This is a genomic window from Methylobacterium sp. P3_A11 (assembly GCF_056403155.1).
The window spans coordinates 35,252-49,802 of the sequence record NZ_JBFUGA010000006.1 but is presented as its reverse complement, the minus strand read 5'-3'; the positions used below and the strand labels follow the sequence as shown (position 1 = coordinate 49,802).

The 14,551-nt window shown below is 64.9% G+C and carries 13 protein-coding genes and 4 pseudogenes; 10 read left to right on the top strand and 7 right to left on the bottom strand.

The genetic code is table 11. From position 1 onward, the window contains the following. Positions 1-36: 36 nt before the first annotated feature. The 6 genes from AC1DXK_RS03425 to AC1DXK_RS03400 all read left to right on the top strand — a co-directional run bounded on the left by AC1DXK_RS03425 (position 37) and on the right by AC1DXK_RS03400 (position 4,560). Positions 37-654 carry a CoA-binding protein gene (locus tag AC1DXK_RS03425; protein WP_477296858.1) on the top strand — a complete coding sequence of 206 codons (618 nt, stop codon included), beginning with the start codon at positions 37-39 and terminating at the stop codon, positions 652-654. A 210-nt stretch (positions 655-864) separates the two neighbouring features. Further along, positions 865-1,326 carry a 50S ribosomal protein L13 gene (gene rplM / locus AC1DXK_RS03420; RefSeq protein ID WP_457105432.1) on the top strand — a complete coding sequence of 154 codons (462 nt, stop codon included), beginning with the start codon at positions 865-867 and terminating at the stop codon, positions 1,324-1,326. A 2-nt stretch (positions 1,327-1,328) separates the two neighbouring features. Then, a complete protein-coding gene (gene rpsI / locus AC1DXK_RS03415; RefSeq protein WP_457105431.1) occupies positions 1,329-1,814 on the top strand; it encodes a 30S ribosomal protein S9 in 486 nt (161 codons plus the stop codon). A 169-nt stretch (positions 1,815-1,983) separates the two neighbouring features. After that, entirely contained in the window at positions 1,984-2,934 is a 951-nt protein-coding gene (gene argC, locus AC1DXK_RS03410) for an N-acetyl-gamma-glutamyl-phosphate reductase (RefSeq protein ID WP_477296855.1), read from the top strand. A gap of 833 nt (positions 2,935-3,767) precedes the next feature. Next, positions 3,768-3,986 carry a hypothetical protein gene (locus tag AC1DXK_RS03405; RefSeq protein WP_477296853.1) on the top strand — a complete coding sequence of 73 codons (219 nt, stop codon included), beginning with the start codon at positions 3,768-3,770 and terminating at the stop codon, positions 3,984-3,986. 22 nt (positions 3,987-4,008) lie between these two features. Then, positions 4,009-4,560: an NUDIX hydrolase gene (locus AC1DXK_RS03400; RefSeq protein ID WP_477296852.1), complete on the top strand. Its 552-nt coding sequence runs from the start codon at positions 4,009-4,011 to the stop codon at positions 4,558-4,560. Here the strand turns inward: AC1DXK_RS03400 and AC1DXK_RS03395 are convergent. From AC1DXK_RS03395 to AC1DXK_RS03385, 3 genes and pseudogenes are all read right to left on the bottom strand, one after another. After that, the gene (locus AC1DXK_RS03395) at positions 4,557-5,672 is read right to left on the bottom strand and encodes a hypothetical protein (RefSeq protein ID WP_477296850.1); all 1,116 of its coding nucleotides are present in this window, start codon (positions 5,670-5,672) and stop codon (positions 4,557-4,559) included. The genes AC1DXK_RS03400 and AC1DXK_RS03395 overlap by 4 nt on opposite strands. Positions 5,673-5,942: 270 nt before the next feature. Then, positions 5,943-7,130: pseudogene (locus AC1DXK_RS03390) on the bottom strand (IS3 family transposase). Positions 7,131-7,286: 156 nt separating this feature from the next. Further along, positions 7,287-7,605 (bottom strand): annotated as a pseudogene (locus AC1DXK_RS03385) (transposase); the annotation flags it as partial. 148 nt (positions 7,606-7,753) lie between these two features. On the opposite strand from AC1DXK_RS03385, the pseudogene AC1DXK_RS03380 reads away from it, so the two are divergent. After that, positions 7,754-7,893: pseudogene (locus AC1DXK_RS03380) on the top strand (IS630 family transposase); the annotation flags it as partial. A 209-nt stretch (positions 7,894-8,102) separates the two neighbouring features. Here AC1DXK_RS03380 and AC1DXK_RS03375 read toward each other — a convergent pair. Next, complete coding sequence (locus AC1DXK_RS03375) at positions 8,103-8,393, bottom strand: hypothetical protein (protein WP_477296848.1); 291 nt, start codon at positions 8,391-8,393, stop codon at positions 8,103-8,105. Positions 8,394-8,466: 73 nt separating this feature from the next. Beyond that, positions 8,467-9,066 (bottom strand): acyltransferase, encoded by a 600-nt coding sequence (locus tag AC1DXK_RS03370; RefSeq protein ID WP_477296846.1) that lies wholly within the window; start codon positions 9,064-9,066, stop codon positions 8,467-8,469. A 361-nt stretch (positions 9,067-9,427) separates the two neighbouring features. On the opposite strand from AC1DXK_RS03370, the gene AC1DXK_RS03365 reads away from it, so the two are divergent. The 3 genes from AC1DXK_RS03365 (at position 9,428) to AC1DXK_RS03355 (ending at position 13,999) form a co-directional block, all read left to right on the top strand. Further along, the gene (locus AC1DXK_RS03365; RefSeq protein WP_477296844.1) at positions 9,428-10,816 is read left to right on the top strand and encodes a discoidin domain-containing protein; all 1,389 of its coding nucleotides are present in this window, start codon (positions 9,428-9,430) and stop codon (positions 10,814-10,816) included. A 256-nt stretch (positions 10,817-11,072) separates the two neighbouring features. Beyond that, positions 11,073-12,317 (top strand): hypothetical protein, encoded by a 1,245-nt coding sequence (locus tag AC1DXK_RS03360; protein WP_477296842.1) that lies wholly within the window; start codon positions 11,073-11,075, stop codon positions 12,315-12,317. A 23-nt stretch (positions 12,318-12,340) separates the two neighbouring features. Then, on the top strand, positions 12,341-13,999 hold the full coding sequence (locus AC1DXK_RS03355) for an SGNH/GDSL hydrolase family protein (protein ID WP_477296840.1): 1,659 nt from the start codon (positions 12,341-12,343) through the stop codon (positions 13,997-13,999). 118 nt (positions 14,000-14,117) lie between these two features. Here the strand turns inward: AC1DXK_RS03355 and AC1DXK_RS03350 are convergent, their stop codons facing one another. Then, positions 14,118-14,402 carry a HigA family addiction module antitoxin gene (locus tag AC1DXK_RS03350; RefSeq protein ID WP_477296838.1) on the bottom strand — a complete coding sequence of 95 codons (285 nt, stop codon included), beginning with the start codon at positions 14,400-14,402 and terminating at the stop codon, positions 14,118-14,120. After that, positions 14,374-14,544, bottom strand: a pseudogene (locus tag AC1DXK_RS03345) (type II toxin-antitoxin system RelE/ParE family toxin); the annotation flags it as partial. The pseudogene AC1DXK_RS03345 and the gene AC1DXK_RS03350, both read right to left, overlap by 29 nt. Positions 14,545-14,551 lie beyond the last annotated feature (7 nt).

The following is a 14,551-nucleotide window of genomic DNA, read 5'->3' as shown; positions in this document are numbered from 1 at the left end:
GGCACGACGATCATCGGGACGACGAGGGAACACGCCATGGACGAGACGGGCCACGATCATCGGCCGCCCGCGCCCAGCGACGCAGCGGCGCTCGCGGAGCGCCACGCCCGCTATCCCGACGCGCAGATCCGCGCGATCATGAACGCCACGCGCACGATCGCGCTGGTGGGCGCCTCGGCCAACCCGGCGCGCCCAAGCTGGATCGTGCTGAAATACCTCCTCGACCGGGGCTACGCGGTGACGCCGGTCAATCCCGGCCTCGCCGGGCAGGATCTGCTCGGGCGCCGGGTGGCGGCCTCGCTGGCCGAGGTCCAGTCGGCCCTGGGCGACCAGCCGATCGACATGGTCGAGATCTTCCGCAACTCCGCCGCCGCCGGACCGCTGGTGGACGAGGCGCTGGCGCTGGCGCCGCCGCCGAAGGTGATCTGGATGCAGCTCGGCGTGCGCGACGATGCCGCCGCCGCCCGCGCCGAAGCCCGCGGGCTCACGGTGATCATGAACCGCTGCCCCAAGATCGAGTACGGGCGGCTCTCCGGCGAGATCGGCTGGACCGGCGTGAACTCCCGCATCCTCAGCGCGAAGAAGCCGGTGCTCGCCGGCCGAGGCGTTCAGAGGCTCACCATCGCGGAACGGGGCCGCCGCGGAGAGCCATAACGGTATTCTGATACCGCTGTCCATAAATCTTTGTCAAATCTCGCGTTTTCCCGATTTCGCATTTCTTTGTTGACCGGACCTCGGGGGCCGTCTATGCACCGGCCACCGCCGCCGCGTGTGCCCCACGCGGCGGCTCGTTTTTCGGCACCCCGATGTCCGCGGATCCCGACGCGTCGGGGTCCGGTCCGTCGGAACCCCTGGGATTTGGCTATGAAGACCACCTCGCTGAAGCCCGCCGAGGTCGACAAGAAGTGGATCGTGATCGACGCGGAGGGCCTCGTCGTCGGCCGCCTCGCGTCGATCGTGGCGATGCGCCTGCGCGGCAAGCACAAGGCCGCCTACACGCCCCACGTCGATTGCGGCGACCACGTCATCGTCGTCAACGCGGACAAGGTGAAGTTCACCGGCCGCAAGTACGTTCAGAAGCGCTACTACTACCACACCGGCTACCCGGGCGGGATCAAGGAGCGCACGGCCAAGTTCATCCTCGAGGGCCGGTTCCCCGAGCGCGTGGTGGAGAAGGCCGTCGAGCGCATGCTGCCCCGCGGCCCGCTCTTCCGCCAGATCCTCGGCAACCTCCGCGTCTACAAGGGGGCCGCGCATCCGCACGAGGCCCAGCAGCCGCAGGCGCTCGACGTCGGCGCCCTCAACCGCAAGAACGTGAGCGCTTGATCATGGCGACCCTGCAGTCCCTCGCCGACCTCAACCGGGCGAATGCCGGTGCGGTCGACCCCGCCAACGAAGCCCCCGTCCACGTCCAGAAGCTGGACGCCCAGGGCCGTGCCTATGCCACCGGCAAGCGCAAGGACGCGGTCGCCCGCGTCTGGATCAAGCCCGGCAACGGCACGGTCACGGTCAACAAGCGCCCGGTGGAGGTCTACTTCGCCCGTCCGGTGCTGCGCATGATCCTGCGCCAGCCGCTGGAGATCGCCGGCCGCGTCGACCAGTACGACATCAATGTCACGGTGGCGGGTGGCGGCCTCTCCGGCCAGGCCGGCGCGGTGCGCCACGGCCTGTCGAAGGCGCTGACCTATTACGAGCCGGAGCTGCGCGCGCCGCTGAAGCGCGAAGGCTTCCTCACCCGCGACGCCCGCGTGGTCGAGCGTAAGAAGTACGGCCGCAAGAAGGCCCGCCGCAGCTTCCAGTTCTCGAAGCGCTGATATCCGGTCACACCGGTGTCACGGAGAGGGCGGTTCCTGCGGGAGCCGCCCTTTCGCGTTTTCAGGCCGCGGCATGGTCGTTGACAGGCTGCCGCACCGCGCGCACCTGATCCCCGGCCGCGATGCCCGACTCGGGCGGCACGGCATATTCGAGAGAGCGAGACGGACGATGTCTGGCGCAGGCGCGACGAAGCCCACCGTGTTCATCGACGGCGAGGCCGGCACGACCGGTCTCGGCATCCGCGAGCGCCTGGAGCGCGACGGGCGGGTCGCCCTGCGCAGCATCGCCCCCGAGCACCGCAAGGATCCGCAGGCCAAGCGCGCGCTGCTCGCCGAGGTGAACCTCGTCGTGCTCTGCCTGCCGGACGAGGCCGCCAAGGAGACCGTAGCGCTCGCCGACAGCCTGCCCGGCGGCGGCCCGCGCGTCCTCGACGCCAGCACCGCCCACCGGGTCGCGGAGGGCTGGACCTACGGCTTCCCGGAGCTGACCCGCCAGCAGGGGGCAGCGGTGGCCCGCGCCCGGCGGGTCGCCAATCCCGGCTGCTACCCGACCGGCGGCGTCGCGCTCCTGCGCCCGCTGGTGGAGGGTGGCCTGATCCCGGCCGACCATCCGATCAGCGTCAACGCGGTCAGCGGCTACAGCGGCGGCGGCAAGAGCATGATCGAAGCCTACGAGCAGGGCACGGCGCCGCCGTTCCAGCTCTACGGCCTCGGCTTCGCCCACAAGCACCTGCCGGAGCTGCAGCGCTACAGCGGGCTCACCCGGCGGCCGATCTTCGTGCCGTCGGTGGGGAATTTCCGGCAGGGTATGCTGGTGAGCGTGCCGCTCCACCTCGCGACGCTGCCGGGCCGGCCCACGGCCTCCGACCTCGAGGCGACGCTGCGCGACTGGTATGCCGGGCAGAGGCTGGTGCAGGTGGTGCCGGGCGCCGGAACCGGCGCGCACCGGGAGAAGATCGAGCCGGAAGAGCTCAACGACACCGACCGGCTGGAGCTGCGCGTGTTCGGCTCGTCCGAGCACGGGCAGGCGGTGCTGGTGGCGCGCCTCGACAATCTCGGCAAGGGCGCCTCCGGGGCGGCCGTGCAGAATCTCGGGCTGATGCTCGGGCTCGACGGCTGAGGCCGGCGGGATCGGATCAATCGGCGGTCCGCGTGATGGCGCGGTCGGTGTTCACCCGGGCCAACCAGCCCTGTTAACGCCTCCACGTTGGCGCGGCTCATTTCGGTCTGGGTCATCGCAGGCGAGGTCATGCCGGCGCCCAACCGCAAAATCCTGTTTGGCTGCTGCGGGTCCAGCAGCGAGGGCAGCGACCATGAAGCTGAGGGTGAGGTGTGCCATCGGTTACTTCCATCGGGTGCTGCTTATGATCAGCGCTCGTATCGTGTTCATTGAGTCGCGCGGCTGAGGACGGCGATTCTTGGGCTCGCTCGTGCCCAGCATTCGATCAAAAGCCTGGGCTCAGACTTTGCTGTCAAGAAAGGCGGTCGATCGCGCCCTTCCTAGGGCTTTGACGCCGACAAAACGTACACGAGGCAAGGCAGTTTTCCGAGTGGTAGCAGCACGTTAACGGGCAAGCACGTGGTGCGTTCGTCAGCGTCTGTGCACTAGCGTGTGAGCACTATCCACGTACCGGTTCGAAGGAGGGGTGCCCGGGCAGCCCCAAGTCATCATGGCAACAGCCTGTTGAGGACGGCGAGGCTAAGAAACGCATGCAATAGAACGGACGGTGAGCAATGAGCGTGACGAACGAAGCGGGGACGGAGCAGACTGCGAAGGCGGACCAGCGCGAGCGGCCGACCGACGTCTATGAGCCGCATTTTATGCTTAAGCGTCGGGAGGCACCCCAGGATCGGACGGCGATATTCGATCCTCACTTCCCGACATCACGGCGCATAGTTCCGGCATCCGAACCGCCTGGCCGGCGTTAAGTTGGATCGGGCGGGAGCGACGGTATGGACGAAATCGAACTAATTAATCTGGTAACGGCGAGTGTTGCACAGGTGACACATCGGCGCGTCGCCTACGTGCGCCCGACAAGCAATTTTACCGCGGAAGTCGGCGTCGAAGGGGGCGCCTCGGACCAAGAGAAGGCTAACATCGCTATGCTCCTGCCCAAGCGCGTGGTCATAAAAGTCCGCGACGGAGGCGACGAGGCGTGGCCTCAGCCCTGATACCCTCGACCCGGAAACCGTGATGTCAGACAAGGCTTGGTTCGTCACACAGTCACGCTATGTCCTGCGTGATCGCTGGCTCACCGTGCGTGCGGATGATTGCGTAACGTCCCGCGGCGCGGTTCTCGCGCCCTACTATGTAATTGAGCGTCCAGACTTCGTGGCCGTCCTAGCTGTCGACAAAAACGACCACATCATCCTGGTGCGACAGTATCGCCACGGCCTTCAGACCATGTCGCTGGAGCTACCCGGCGGCATACTGGACGACGAGGAGGTTGATCCGGTTATGGTAGCGCGGCGAGAGCTTGCTGAAGAGACCGGGTACCGGGGCGGCCATTTCCGTTCTCTTATCGCGCTCGGGGTCCAGCCAGCCTCTGCGTCGAACCGTGCGCACCTTGTCCTAGCCGAAGGTGTGGAGCCCGGTCTCGCACATCCGGAGGCGTGCGAGGACATCACAGTGGTACGGGTGCCGCGCGAGGAAGCTCGTACCTTAGCGATCTCCGGCGCTATCCTCAACGCCAAGCACGTCGGCTTTCTGCTGCTCGGCCTCGCCCGGTTGGACGCCGGTACTTAGGGCGTTGGTCGCGACGGTGGGGTACCCTCGGGTGACAGCGCCGCCCGTCCGCTCGCGGTTAGGGCTCCGCACACGTGGATGCCGAGCCGGTCCGTCCGACCATCCCATGGGTAGTAAAACAGCGCCGCGACCGAACCGTCCGCGACCTTAAGCGCGAGGTCGGCGCGGAAGGCTTCGACGAGGGGAAGGCGCTTCGAATCGTCTGGTGGGCAGGACGTTGCGGGCAAGGGCATGCCCCATTCAGTTAGCCAACAAGGCTTGCCCGCGGCATCGCCTGCTGGGCGACAGCCGAGCAAGACATACCGGCGCAGGTGTTCGCGGCGCTGCGCGTCCGTCAGCCCCGGCCCCGTGTAGGTATGGGCTCCGTACCCGTCTACGAGTGCGTCGAGGCCGTGCGCCTTCAGATAGGCGAGCGTGTCGGCGTGATCGATGGCGTCGGCCCGCACCGATGGCAGCGGCCACGCCGGGCTCGGATCCGATAGGCCGGCGAGAATGATGGGCGTCGTGCGGTTGTGGGTGGAGGCATCCCGGGCCGCCTTCAGCACGGAAAGGCCGCGCAGATAAGCGTCGAAGCCGGCCAGGATCGCGCGACCCGGAGCACTCTCCTGGAGGTCGGCGACCTTGAGCGTGCGGCCTTGCCCAGGCACCGGAATGTCGCCGTTGAACTCGGTCCAGTTGATCTCATTGTCGAGCTCGAGACCGACGAGGCGGATGCCAGCAGCATCGAGGTTTCGGAACAGGTCGCTCACCAGCACCCGCAACCGATCCGGGTCCGACTTCGACAAGCCCGGCTGCGGCCATCCGCTGGGAGTACCGGGGGCACGGCGCGGTGCATCCGCAGGGTATTGTGACCAAACGACTAAATGCACGCCAATCCCGCGCGCGTGAAGGCGTTGGATGAAGTCGAGGATCGAGCCATAATCTTCTGCCGTGCTCGGCAGGTAGGGCACCCGAACGGCTCGGACGCCGGCATCGGTGAGTTCATCGACGATCGCGGCCCTTTGTTCGGCCGGAAGCCATTGTGGATTGTTCACGTTTACGCCGATGACGGGGTCGGCGCGGCACGGGAGAGCGGCGAGCATAAGCCACAGGATAGCGAGTAGACGGACCACGGATGCCTCGAATGACGATGCGTCCGGCTCTTGTAGCGGATTATCGTGATGCGTTCCCTATGAAGCGCCTCGATGTCCGACCAACGGTAACCTGTTCCACCGCCCGGACTCATAACCAGTAGCAGACGGTAGCCGCGAGGCAGACGGCAGTGAGTTAGCTGCTGGCGCGCCGATCGTAGCGCGTGGCGATACGGCGGAAAACCATGAGCCGCCCGAACATGCGCGCGATCGCGTTCCTGATCCTCCCCTGAATCCGCGGACACGGAGGGTTTAGCTCGCGGTTCGCTCGGCCTGCTCGGGCGTGAGATAGCCGAGCGCCGAGTGGATACGCTGCCGATTGTAGTAGTCCTCGATGTAAGCGAACAGGCCGCGCCGCGCCTCATCCCGGGTCGCCCATCGTCGCTGATGGACGAGCTCGACCTTGAGGGTGTGGAAGAAGCTCTCCATCGGGGCGTTATCGTGAGCCCCATCCTGTCCGACTCATGGATGGCTTGGCCCCCATGCTGACGAGCTGCCTCCGGTAGGCCTCCGCCGCGTACTGGCTGCCGCGATCCGAGTGGCAGATGAGGCCGGCGGCCGGCTGCTGTCGCTGGGCGGCCATCATCAGTGCAGCCACGCTCAGCTCGGTGCGCATGTGATCGCGCATCGACCAGCCGACGATCTTGCGCGTAGCGAGATCAAGGACGGCGACCAAGAAGAGCTAGCCTTCGTCGGTCGGCAGGTAGGTGATGTCCGCCAGCCAGACCGTCTCAGGTCGCGCGGCCGAGAAGTCCTGCTTGAGGAGACTGGGCGCGATCGGGAGATCGTGGCAGCTGTCGGTCGTGCCGGGCCGGAACCGACGACCTGCCAGAGCACGGATGACATGTCGGCGCATGAGACACTCCACCCGCCCACGGCTGCAGAACCGGCCCTCGGCCCGCAGGGCGGCATGCAGGCGAGGGGCACCATAGCGCCGGTGGTGGGCGCGGTATGGATGCGCCGGACGTCGTCCAGGAGCTGGCGGTTGGAGGCCGAGCGGACGCTCTCAGGCCGTGACCGCCAACCGTAGAAGCCGCTGGGTTGAGACTCCGAGCACGCGGCCCATGAGACGCACCGGCCACGTGCGCGCATGCTGCTCGATGAAGGCGAAGGTCACTTGAGCATCGCCGCGCAGAGGCCGATGGCTTTTTTTAAAACGTCGCGCTCCATGCGCGTGCGATCGAGCTCACGCCGCAGACGGGCGATCTCGGCGGCCTGATCGGACGGGGACGCGACCGGGCTTGCTGGCGAAATCCCCGTCGATCCTGAGGGCCGCGGCCGGGGTGAAGCCCCATTCAGCGTGGCCCGCCACTGTCGCAACATCGAGGGCTGGATCCCGAGCTCGGCCGCGACCTGCATCTGCGGCCGGCCGCTGCTCTCCAGCAGGGCGACGGCTTCGCGTTTGAACGCGGGCGTGAACTCTCGTCTCGTCTTCGCCATCCGACACCTTCTCTGCTCAGCATGAGCGTATCAGAGGTGTCCGCGAAGCCCAGGGAGGATAAGCCAACGGCTCGCCGGAAGGCCGGATACGTTTATGCAGACTGCTCAGACCTGCGGATCCAGAGCCACTTGCAGACTGGGCGGGCCATACGTTCCTCCCGGCGGCGCAGCGGTGCGCCTTCACGGCGGAAGAGTCGATAAGAACCTGGGCGCGCGGTCCGCCAGCCTGGGCCAGGGCTTCAAACAGACCGACCCAAACCCCCTTGGCTGCCCAGCGCACGAAGCGGTTGTACAAAGTTTTCTTCGGCCCGTAGATCTCGAGCGGTGCGTCCGTCCAACGTCCGCCGGACTTCAGCACGTGGACGATGCCGATGGTCACGCGCCGGTCGTATACGCGCTCTTTGCCCCGCGTATCGGTGGGCAGACGCGGGGCGATCTTCGGAAACTGCTCGTCCATCAGCCAGAACTGGTCCATCGGCTCCTCCAGCAAGAGCCGTGAATTGCGCCCGCGCCGTTCGCGCCACCGTTACCGTCCAGACGCTAGGACGAGATGCTGCGGAGGGCGCGGATGATGACGGGGTCGATAGTTAAAATTACCTCGCAGGCCTGCCCTCCATCTAGGCCGCGTCCTACTTCGCACCGCCGCTGCCAGAACCAACCCAGACCTTTGAGCGGCCATCGAGCGGGCCTTCGCGGCCTTCTCCCTTCCGAATGCAGGAACTACATCACAGCCGCCGGATACGACGCTTATGGCCCAACCTGAATGGCAACAGCTCTAAGCCTACGATGGAGCAGCTATCCTCCGTTCGTGAAGATCCTCAGTCTGCTGCAGGAGCGCTTACGGCGGACCTGGAGCCTGCCGGAAACGCTCGAGCGCCCAGCAAAAGTCTGGACGCGACATATGTTGCGATGCCGTGTTTCACGCCTAAACTGAGTTAAGCGACCACCATGCCATCTTCTTTGGGGCAAAATCTATATGCGACGCAGAACCTCAAACCCATTTGCAATACGGTCCCAAAGCTCATCAGGCATGGAGGCAGCATTCCAATGCACTAATTTGCCGCTATCATCGAGATAGTAAATTTTTCGATCGGCTACGTTTACCGCGAGCCCCCGAGGACGCATCTTACCTGGATCGGGAGCAGATCCTGGTTCAGTTCCGCGAAAAAGACGAATCAGCGTCATGATGGTTTCCGAATGATTCAGTTGTGAGGTGCGGTAGCTGAGCACCGCTACCGAAGACATATAGAAAAACTCATACACTAAGAGATCAAATCATTCACCTGAAAGAAATCAGCTCAAAACAAAGCTATCTATAGTTCAGGCTTCCGGATTCTCAAATTAGATCGGTGCGCCACGTGACACCGGTGCGGATGATTTTGGCCGGCACGCCGCCGGCCATTACATTTGGTGGGAAGCTGCCGCGCACCAGCGAATGCGCGCCGATAAAAGATCCATCGCCGATTGTCGTACCCTTCAGAACCGTCGAGCGCGCGCCGATCCAGACGCGGTGACCGATCAGGATCGGCCGTGCGGGATTGATCCGAGCGCCAGTCCCTAGGTCGATGACCGAGTGCATGTCACTCACCGAAAAGGTCACTTCGTCGGCAATGAGGCAGTTGTGCCCGAACGTAATCTCCGCCACCTCGTGCGCTGAGATCTGCGCGTTGCCGACAAACGACGTGAATTCTGCAATGATTAGCTTGGTCGGCGCCACGATATGCATCCTGGCCTTGGCCAACCGCACGTGATCTCCGATATGGATCGTTGCGTCGGACCCGCAGTGAAGATAGATATCGTCACTGTTCGAATTTTTACCGATGATGACGTGGTTGTTGCTGCGCTCGAAGAAGATGGTTCCATTTTGATTCTGAAGGAACTCGTCCGCCGCATCGATCTGATTGTTGTGGCCGAGGTCGACGATCTTGATGGGCATGCCTGTTCGATCTCAGCTTACTGGGTCGGGTGTGAGCCGTAATTACGACGTTCGGAGTGCGCGAGTACGGACGCGGGCGGGACGGCGTCACATATCGCATCGACTGACGCAGCCTGTCCATGCGGACCGGTTGGGCACACGACGCGTGCGGGTAGCGAAGCTAGCCCTCGACCTCCACGCCGGCCTCTATTAGAGACGGCACGCGGGTTCGGGACACGTCGGTGCGCGCGGCGTGGAATTGTCGCCCTGCGTCGACCTTCACGATTAGAGGCCGCCGGCACAGCCGGCGATGTAGCCGGGTCGGGATCGGTCTCGGTCAGCCCAGCGAGGGATACAGGGCGGGGCATACGGAACGCAGTCGATGGCAGACGAACAAGCTTCTCATCACGATCTTGTCGTGCTGGCTCCGGACGGTGCGTGGACGGTCGTCGATCGTCACATCGCCGCGCCATCGTTGGCCGCCGAGGCCGGCGCTTGGCGGCAGATCGACCTAGGCCTCCGCTTCCCCGTCCATTCCATTGAGATTGCGTCGGCCGGAGAAGCGGACACCCCCGAGGTTCAGATCGCCTTCTCGGACGATGGGGAGACTTGGGTAGCCCCTGAAATCATCCCGCAGGCCGACGGTGCGGCCGCGACTGCACCGACCTTGATCGCCCCAGCGGAGACGAGCTGGACCCGCTACATCCGCGTCTCCACCACCGCCCTCGCCGCCGACGACGCATGCCCTGTGCGCGTGTGGACCGAGCGGGCCGCCTTCGATCTGATCGTCTGGCGCACGCTCATGAACGCGGATTTCGACCTAGTATCCGAGCGTCCGGGTATCGATCTCTATCGGGGTTACCGCTTGCTCGGCCATCCGGCGCAGCGGAGCCTGTCGATCGTTGGCATCGACCTGTACGAGAACGGCGCCTTCGGCAATTTCATCATCCAATGCCTGCTAGCGATCGGCATCTGCATCGCGCTAAAGCTGAAGTACATCAAGCTGCCGGCCCGGGACAGGAGCGAAGTCCTCGATTACGCCGAACCGCGCGATATCGGCGGCATTACCTTCATCCCGGCATCCTATCCGCTACCGACCGACGGATATTTTTTGTCGGGCATGTTCTTCGACGTCCAAGTCCAGAAGTTGGCCGGGGACTTAGAGCAGGACCGCTCGCGCCACATCATTACGAACTATATCCGCCCCCTCTTCAACCGGCTTCCGACGCGGTTTCCTAAGAAGCTCGACGATCAGCTCCTGATCCACATCCGGTCGGGCGACATCTTCAGCACGTGGGTCGCGCCACATTATCCGCAGCCGCCGCTGGCGTTCTACAAGCTCGTGATCGAGCGCCTGATGGCGGAGAAGCGCATTACCTCCATCAAGCTGGTGTTTGAGAACCGCCTCAACCCCGTGATCTCCGCACTCGAGGCGCATATCGCGGAGCTTGCCATCCCGCTGGAAACGCAGAGCGGGACGCTCGCCGACGACGTCGCCGCCCTTGTGAATGGCCGCTACCTAGTGTTCGGCCTCGGCACGTTCGGACCCGGCGTTTGTCACCTCTCCGAGCGCGTGGAGGAGGTGTACTACTTCGCGTCCGGATGGCCGCAGCACTTTAGGGGCATCCCGACCATCGGTAAGATCGTGGAAGTCGTGGATCGCGCGGGCGCATACACCAAGGTCGGGGAGTGGGACAACTCGCCGGAGCGCCGCCAGATGATGATTGATTACCCGATCGAGCAGCTCGCCTTCGACGACCAGCTTCGATGATCGAGAATCCGCGTCATGTTTCTACCTCCCCGATGCGTGGACGGACGCCGTCACTTTGGTCGTCAAGACGCTGTACGTCCCGTCAGACAAATACCTTTCCTAGACCTTGGCGTTCTTGCCTTCGTCCTCGCACATGCAGCCAGATCAGCCCCGCCGGTGTCTCGGCCCGGAGCCGACAGTGCGCTCAACCGTCGCAACCTTGCCGAGATTATGAAGATCGGTGACAAGCCATAAGCCGATGTCCAGGAGGAAGTTGTTGGCCAGGGAGGATGAGGCGTACGAGCCACTCCGCGTCAGTGCGTATGAAACGCATCGCGCTGAGGTGCGGATGATGCAGCGCCGGAACTTGCGCGGGTGCCACAAGACGCTGATCAGCTTCGCCGCAAAGTATCATTATGTTGAGAGCCAACGCCGACTTGTGGCTGCTGCGGCGCTCACAGGCGACTTCGATACGGTCGAGAGCTGGTCACCCGATAGGCTACGCGAAACAGCGTTCTATCGAGCGCATGCGGAGATTCTCAACCGTTCGAGGGGCGCCGGCAATTGGGCCTGGAAGCCCTATATCATTGCAGATGCTTTGGAAAAGCGCCGCGATGGGGACTTCATCATCTTCAGTGATACCGGGATGCAAGCGGTGGGTGAGGACCCGCTACCGCCCGTGGCGCCGCTCCTGACATGGCTCGCCGGGTCCGAACGACGTGTCGCGGTCGGCGTGCTGCACGGCCGACCTCAACGGATATGGACCAAGCGCGACTGCTTCGTGCTGATGGATTGCGACGCGGAGCGCTATTGGAACGCCGACCAGATTCAGGCTACTTGGATCGCCTTCATGGTGAGCCCGGACACGCGCCATTTGGTGGCCGAGTGGCTGCGCTACGGAAGCGACGCACGGATCGTCACTGACATCCCCAATCAGCTTGGTCTACCGGATTTTGGTGACTTCATCGATCACCGCTTTGACCAAAGCATCCTTTCGAACCTGATCTACAAACTTGACTTGGAGATCCCAGCACTCCGCGAGCCGTCGAAGCGGATCAGGACGCTGATCGATGAGCTCGAGCGAGATGCGCTGGTCTGGGCGCGCCCGTCCGAGAACATCGCGCTGGGCAAGACTTGGCTGGCCAGCTCCGCCTCGCCTTGGTCGGGTACGACCGGGACCTACGGCGAGCGAACGACCGGCGACCCGTCGTTCTTCTTCCACACGGCCCTCGAGTGGAAGCCGTGGTTGGTGCTCGACCTCGGCGCGGTCGAGCGGGTGTCGGAGATCCGAATCTACAATCGCTGGGGCCAGCCCAGCGAGCGGGCGCAGTTGATGCGGGTCTGGCTAGGCGAGACCCAGAACGATTACCGCCTCGTCTTCGATGCCGTGGACGCTCACTGTCATCCGGGTCTTCCCCTGCACCTGCGGTTCGACAACGCCCGGTTCCGCTATCTGAAGGTCGATCTCGACGAGGAACAATACCTGCACCTCGACGGGATCGAGATCTTCGCGGCGCGCTGAGACGACGGGGCGATCAGGATCGCATGAGCGCGCCGGTGTCCGACAAGCCGCTGTTTCCGTTGGGGCCGATCCTGTTCTTCGGCGATTCGGTAACGGCCGCGCTGACGGCCGAGACGCCCTCGCTCTTCGCGGGGCCGCAGACGGTCGCCCGGGGGATCGCCGGGCAATCAACCCGCGCCATGGCGCGGCGGCTCCGCTCCGACATCGCCCTCTACGGAGCGAAAGGCCTCCACCTGATCGGCGGTCGCGACGACATCCTCGACCCGAATCGAACACCGACGCTCGACGGCATCGTGGCCGACCTCACGGCCATGCTGCAGGACGCGCGCGACCTCTATGTGCGGACCTGGGTCGGCTCGATCCCGCCGGTGGATCCGGCCGCACCGGGAGCGGCCGGGCTGCCGGTCGCGCTCATCGGGCAGATCAATGCGTGGCTGCGCGACCACGCGCAGGCGTACGGGGCGCAGTTCATCGACTACGATGCCGTCCTGGCCACCGGGACGGGCGCGCTCAGGCCCTCGTTCAGCCACGACGGCGTCCGGCTCAACGCGGCCGGCTACGCGGCGCTCCGGGAGGCGATGACGGCGGCCTTGACCGCCCCGGGCGTCGAGCAGATCTGGGCACCGCCAGAGAGCGAGGACGCCGCGCGGCGGCGCAAGTTCCTGCACCACTTCGGCTATCTCGACTCGAACACGCGCTATCCGAGCCCGTTCATCCAGTTCGCCGGCAAGCCGGGGGCGAGCCATTACGGCGTCCCATTCGACGCGGACGGGTTCCTTAACGCCGTCCCGATCGTCGCGCGCAAGCCGCCGGGCGAGACCCGGATCCTGGTCGTCGGCGACTCGACCACGATCGACGGCGGCGACATCGCCAACACCCTGCCGGGCCGCATCGAGCGGATTCTGCGGGCGGGCGGCCTCGACGGCGCGAAGGTCTACAACTTCGGGGTGATGTCGAGTTGCCTCACGCAGATGACCCACCTGATCTGGTCGCGGCTCGTGAACTACAGCCCCGACGCGATCGTCGTGCTCAGCGGCAGCACGGATCTCTTTCAGCCCTGGACCTACGATCCGCGGCCCGGCCACCCCTACAACGCCTTCATCACCGAGCGGCTCCACGACCACTTCTTCGACACGCACGATCCCCGAGCCCGCGAGGACGGCCTGTCCTACGACGCGCTGATCACGCTGATCTACGAGGCGCTGAAGCGGCTGCGGGCCGAGGTCGGCTGGCAGAGTCCCGGCTGGGAGGACGCCATCGTCCACCATTACGAATTAGCGGCCCACCGGCTGACCAAGCTGTCGCACGATCACCGCGTGCCGATCGTCAGCGTCCTGCAGCCGACGATCCTGCGCAAGCGCCACCTCACCGAGGCCGAGCGCGGCGTCGCCTCGGGGGCGTTCCTGGCCTATCTCGACCGGCAATACGCCAAGCTGGAGGCCTTCACGGCGCAGCTCGCGGCGCGGCGCCCGTACCGGCGGACCTTCACGGCCCTCGACCTCAGCGGCATCTTCCGCGACCGGGCGGAGGGGACCTTCTACGACATCGTCCACTACGACGATCCCGCCCGGGAGATCATGGCGACGCGACTGGCTGCAGAGATCCGCGCGGCCCTAGACTGCGCCCAGAGGCGGACGCCCTTCGGGCGGGTGAAGCGCCTCCTTGGCGGCCGGAAACAGTAGGAGCCACATCGCAGGGCGCCGAACTCAGCAGGCTTCAGAGACACGATCTCCGTCGTCATTCAGGGGCGCCTCCGGCGTAGCGCAGGTCACCCGGTGTGTTGCGTGGCGTCAGGGGCGATTATGCCGGCTCATAGGGCCGCACCTTCGAGAGGTCCGCCTCGGCCTCCGCATGCGAGAGATCGTGCGCGGTCTGAAGGTTGAGCCAGAACTGGGGCGTGGTCCCGAATCGGATGCCGAGACGCAGCGCGGTATCCGCGGTCACACCGCGGCGCTCGCGGACGATCTCGCTGAGCCTGTTGGCAGGGACATCAATCTCGGCCGCGAGGCGGTTGGCGCTCAGGCCGAGCGGCACCATGAACTCCTCGCGAAGAACCTTACCGGGATGCGTGCGCAGGCGGGGCATGGGGTTTTCCTCTGTGGCAGTCCACGATCTCGACGTTTTCGGGCTCGGTGCCGCCCCACCTGAAGCAGATGCGCCACTGGTCGTTGATTCGGATGCTCCACTGTCCGTCGCGGTCCCCACTCAGCTTCTCAAGCTGGACACCTCCAAAA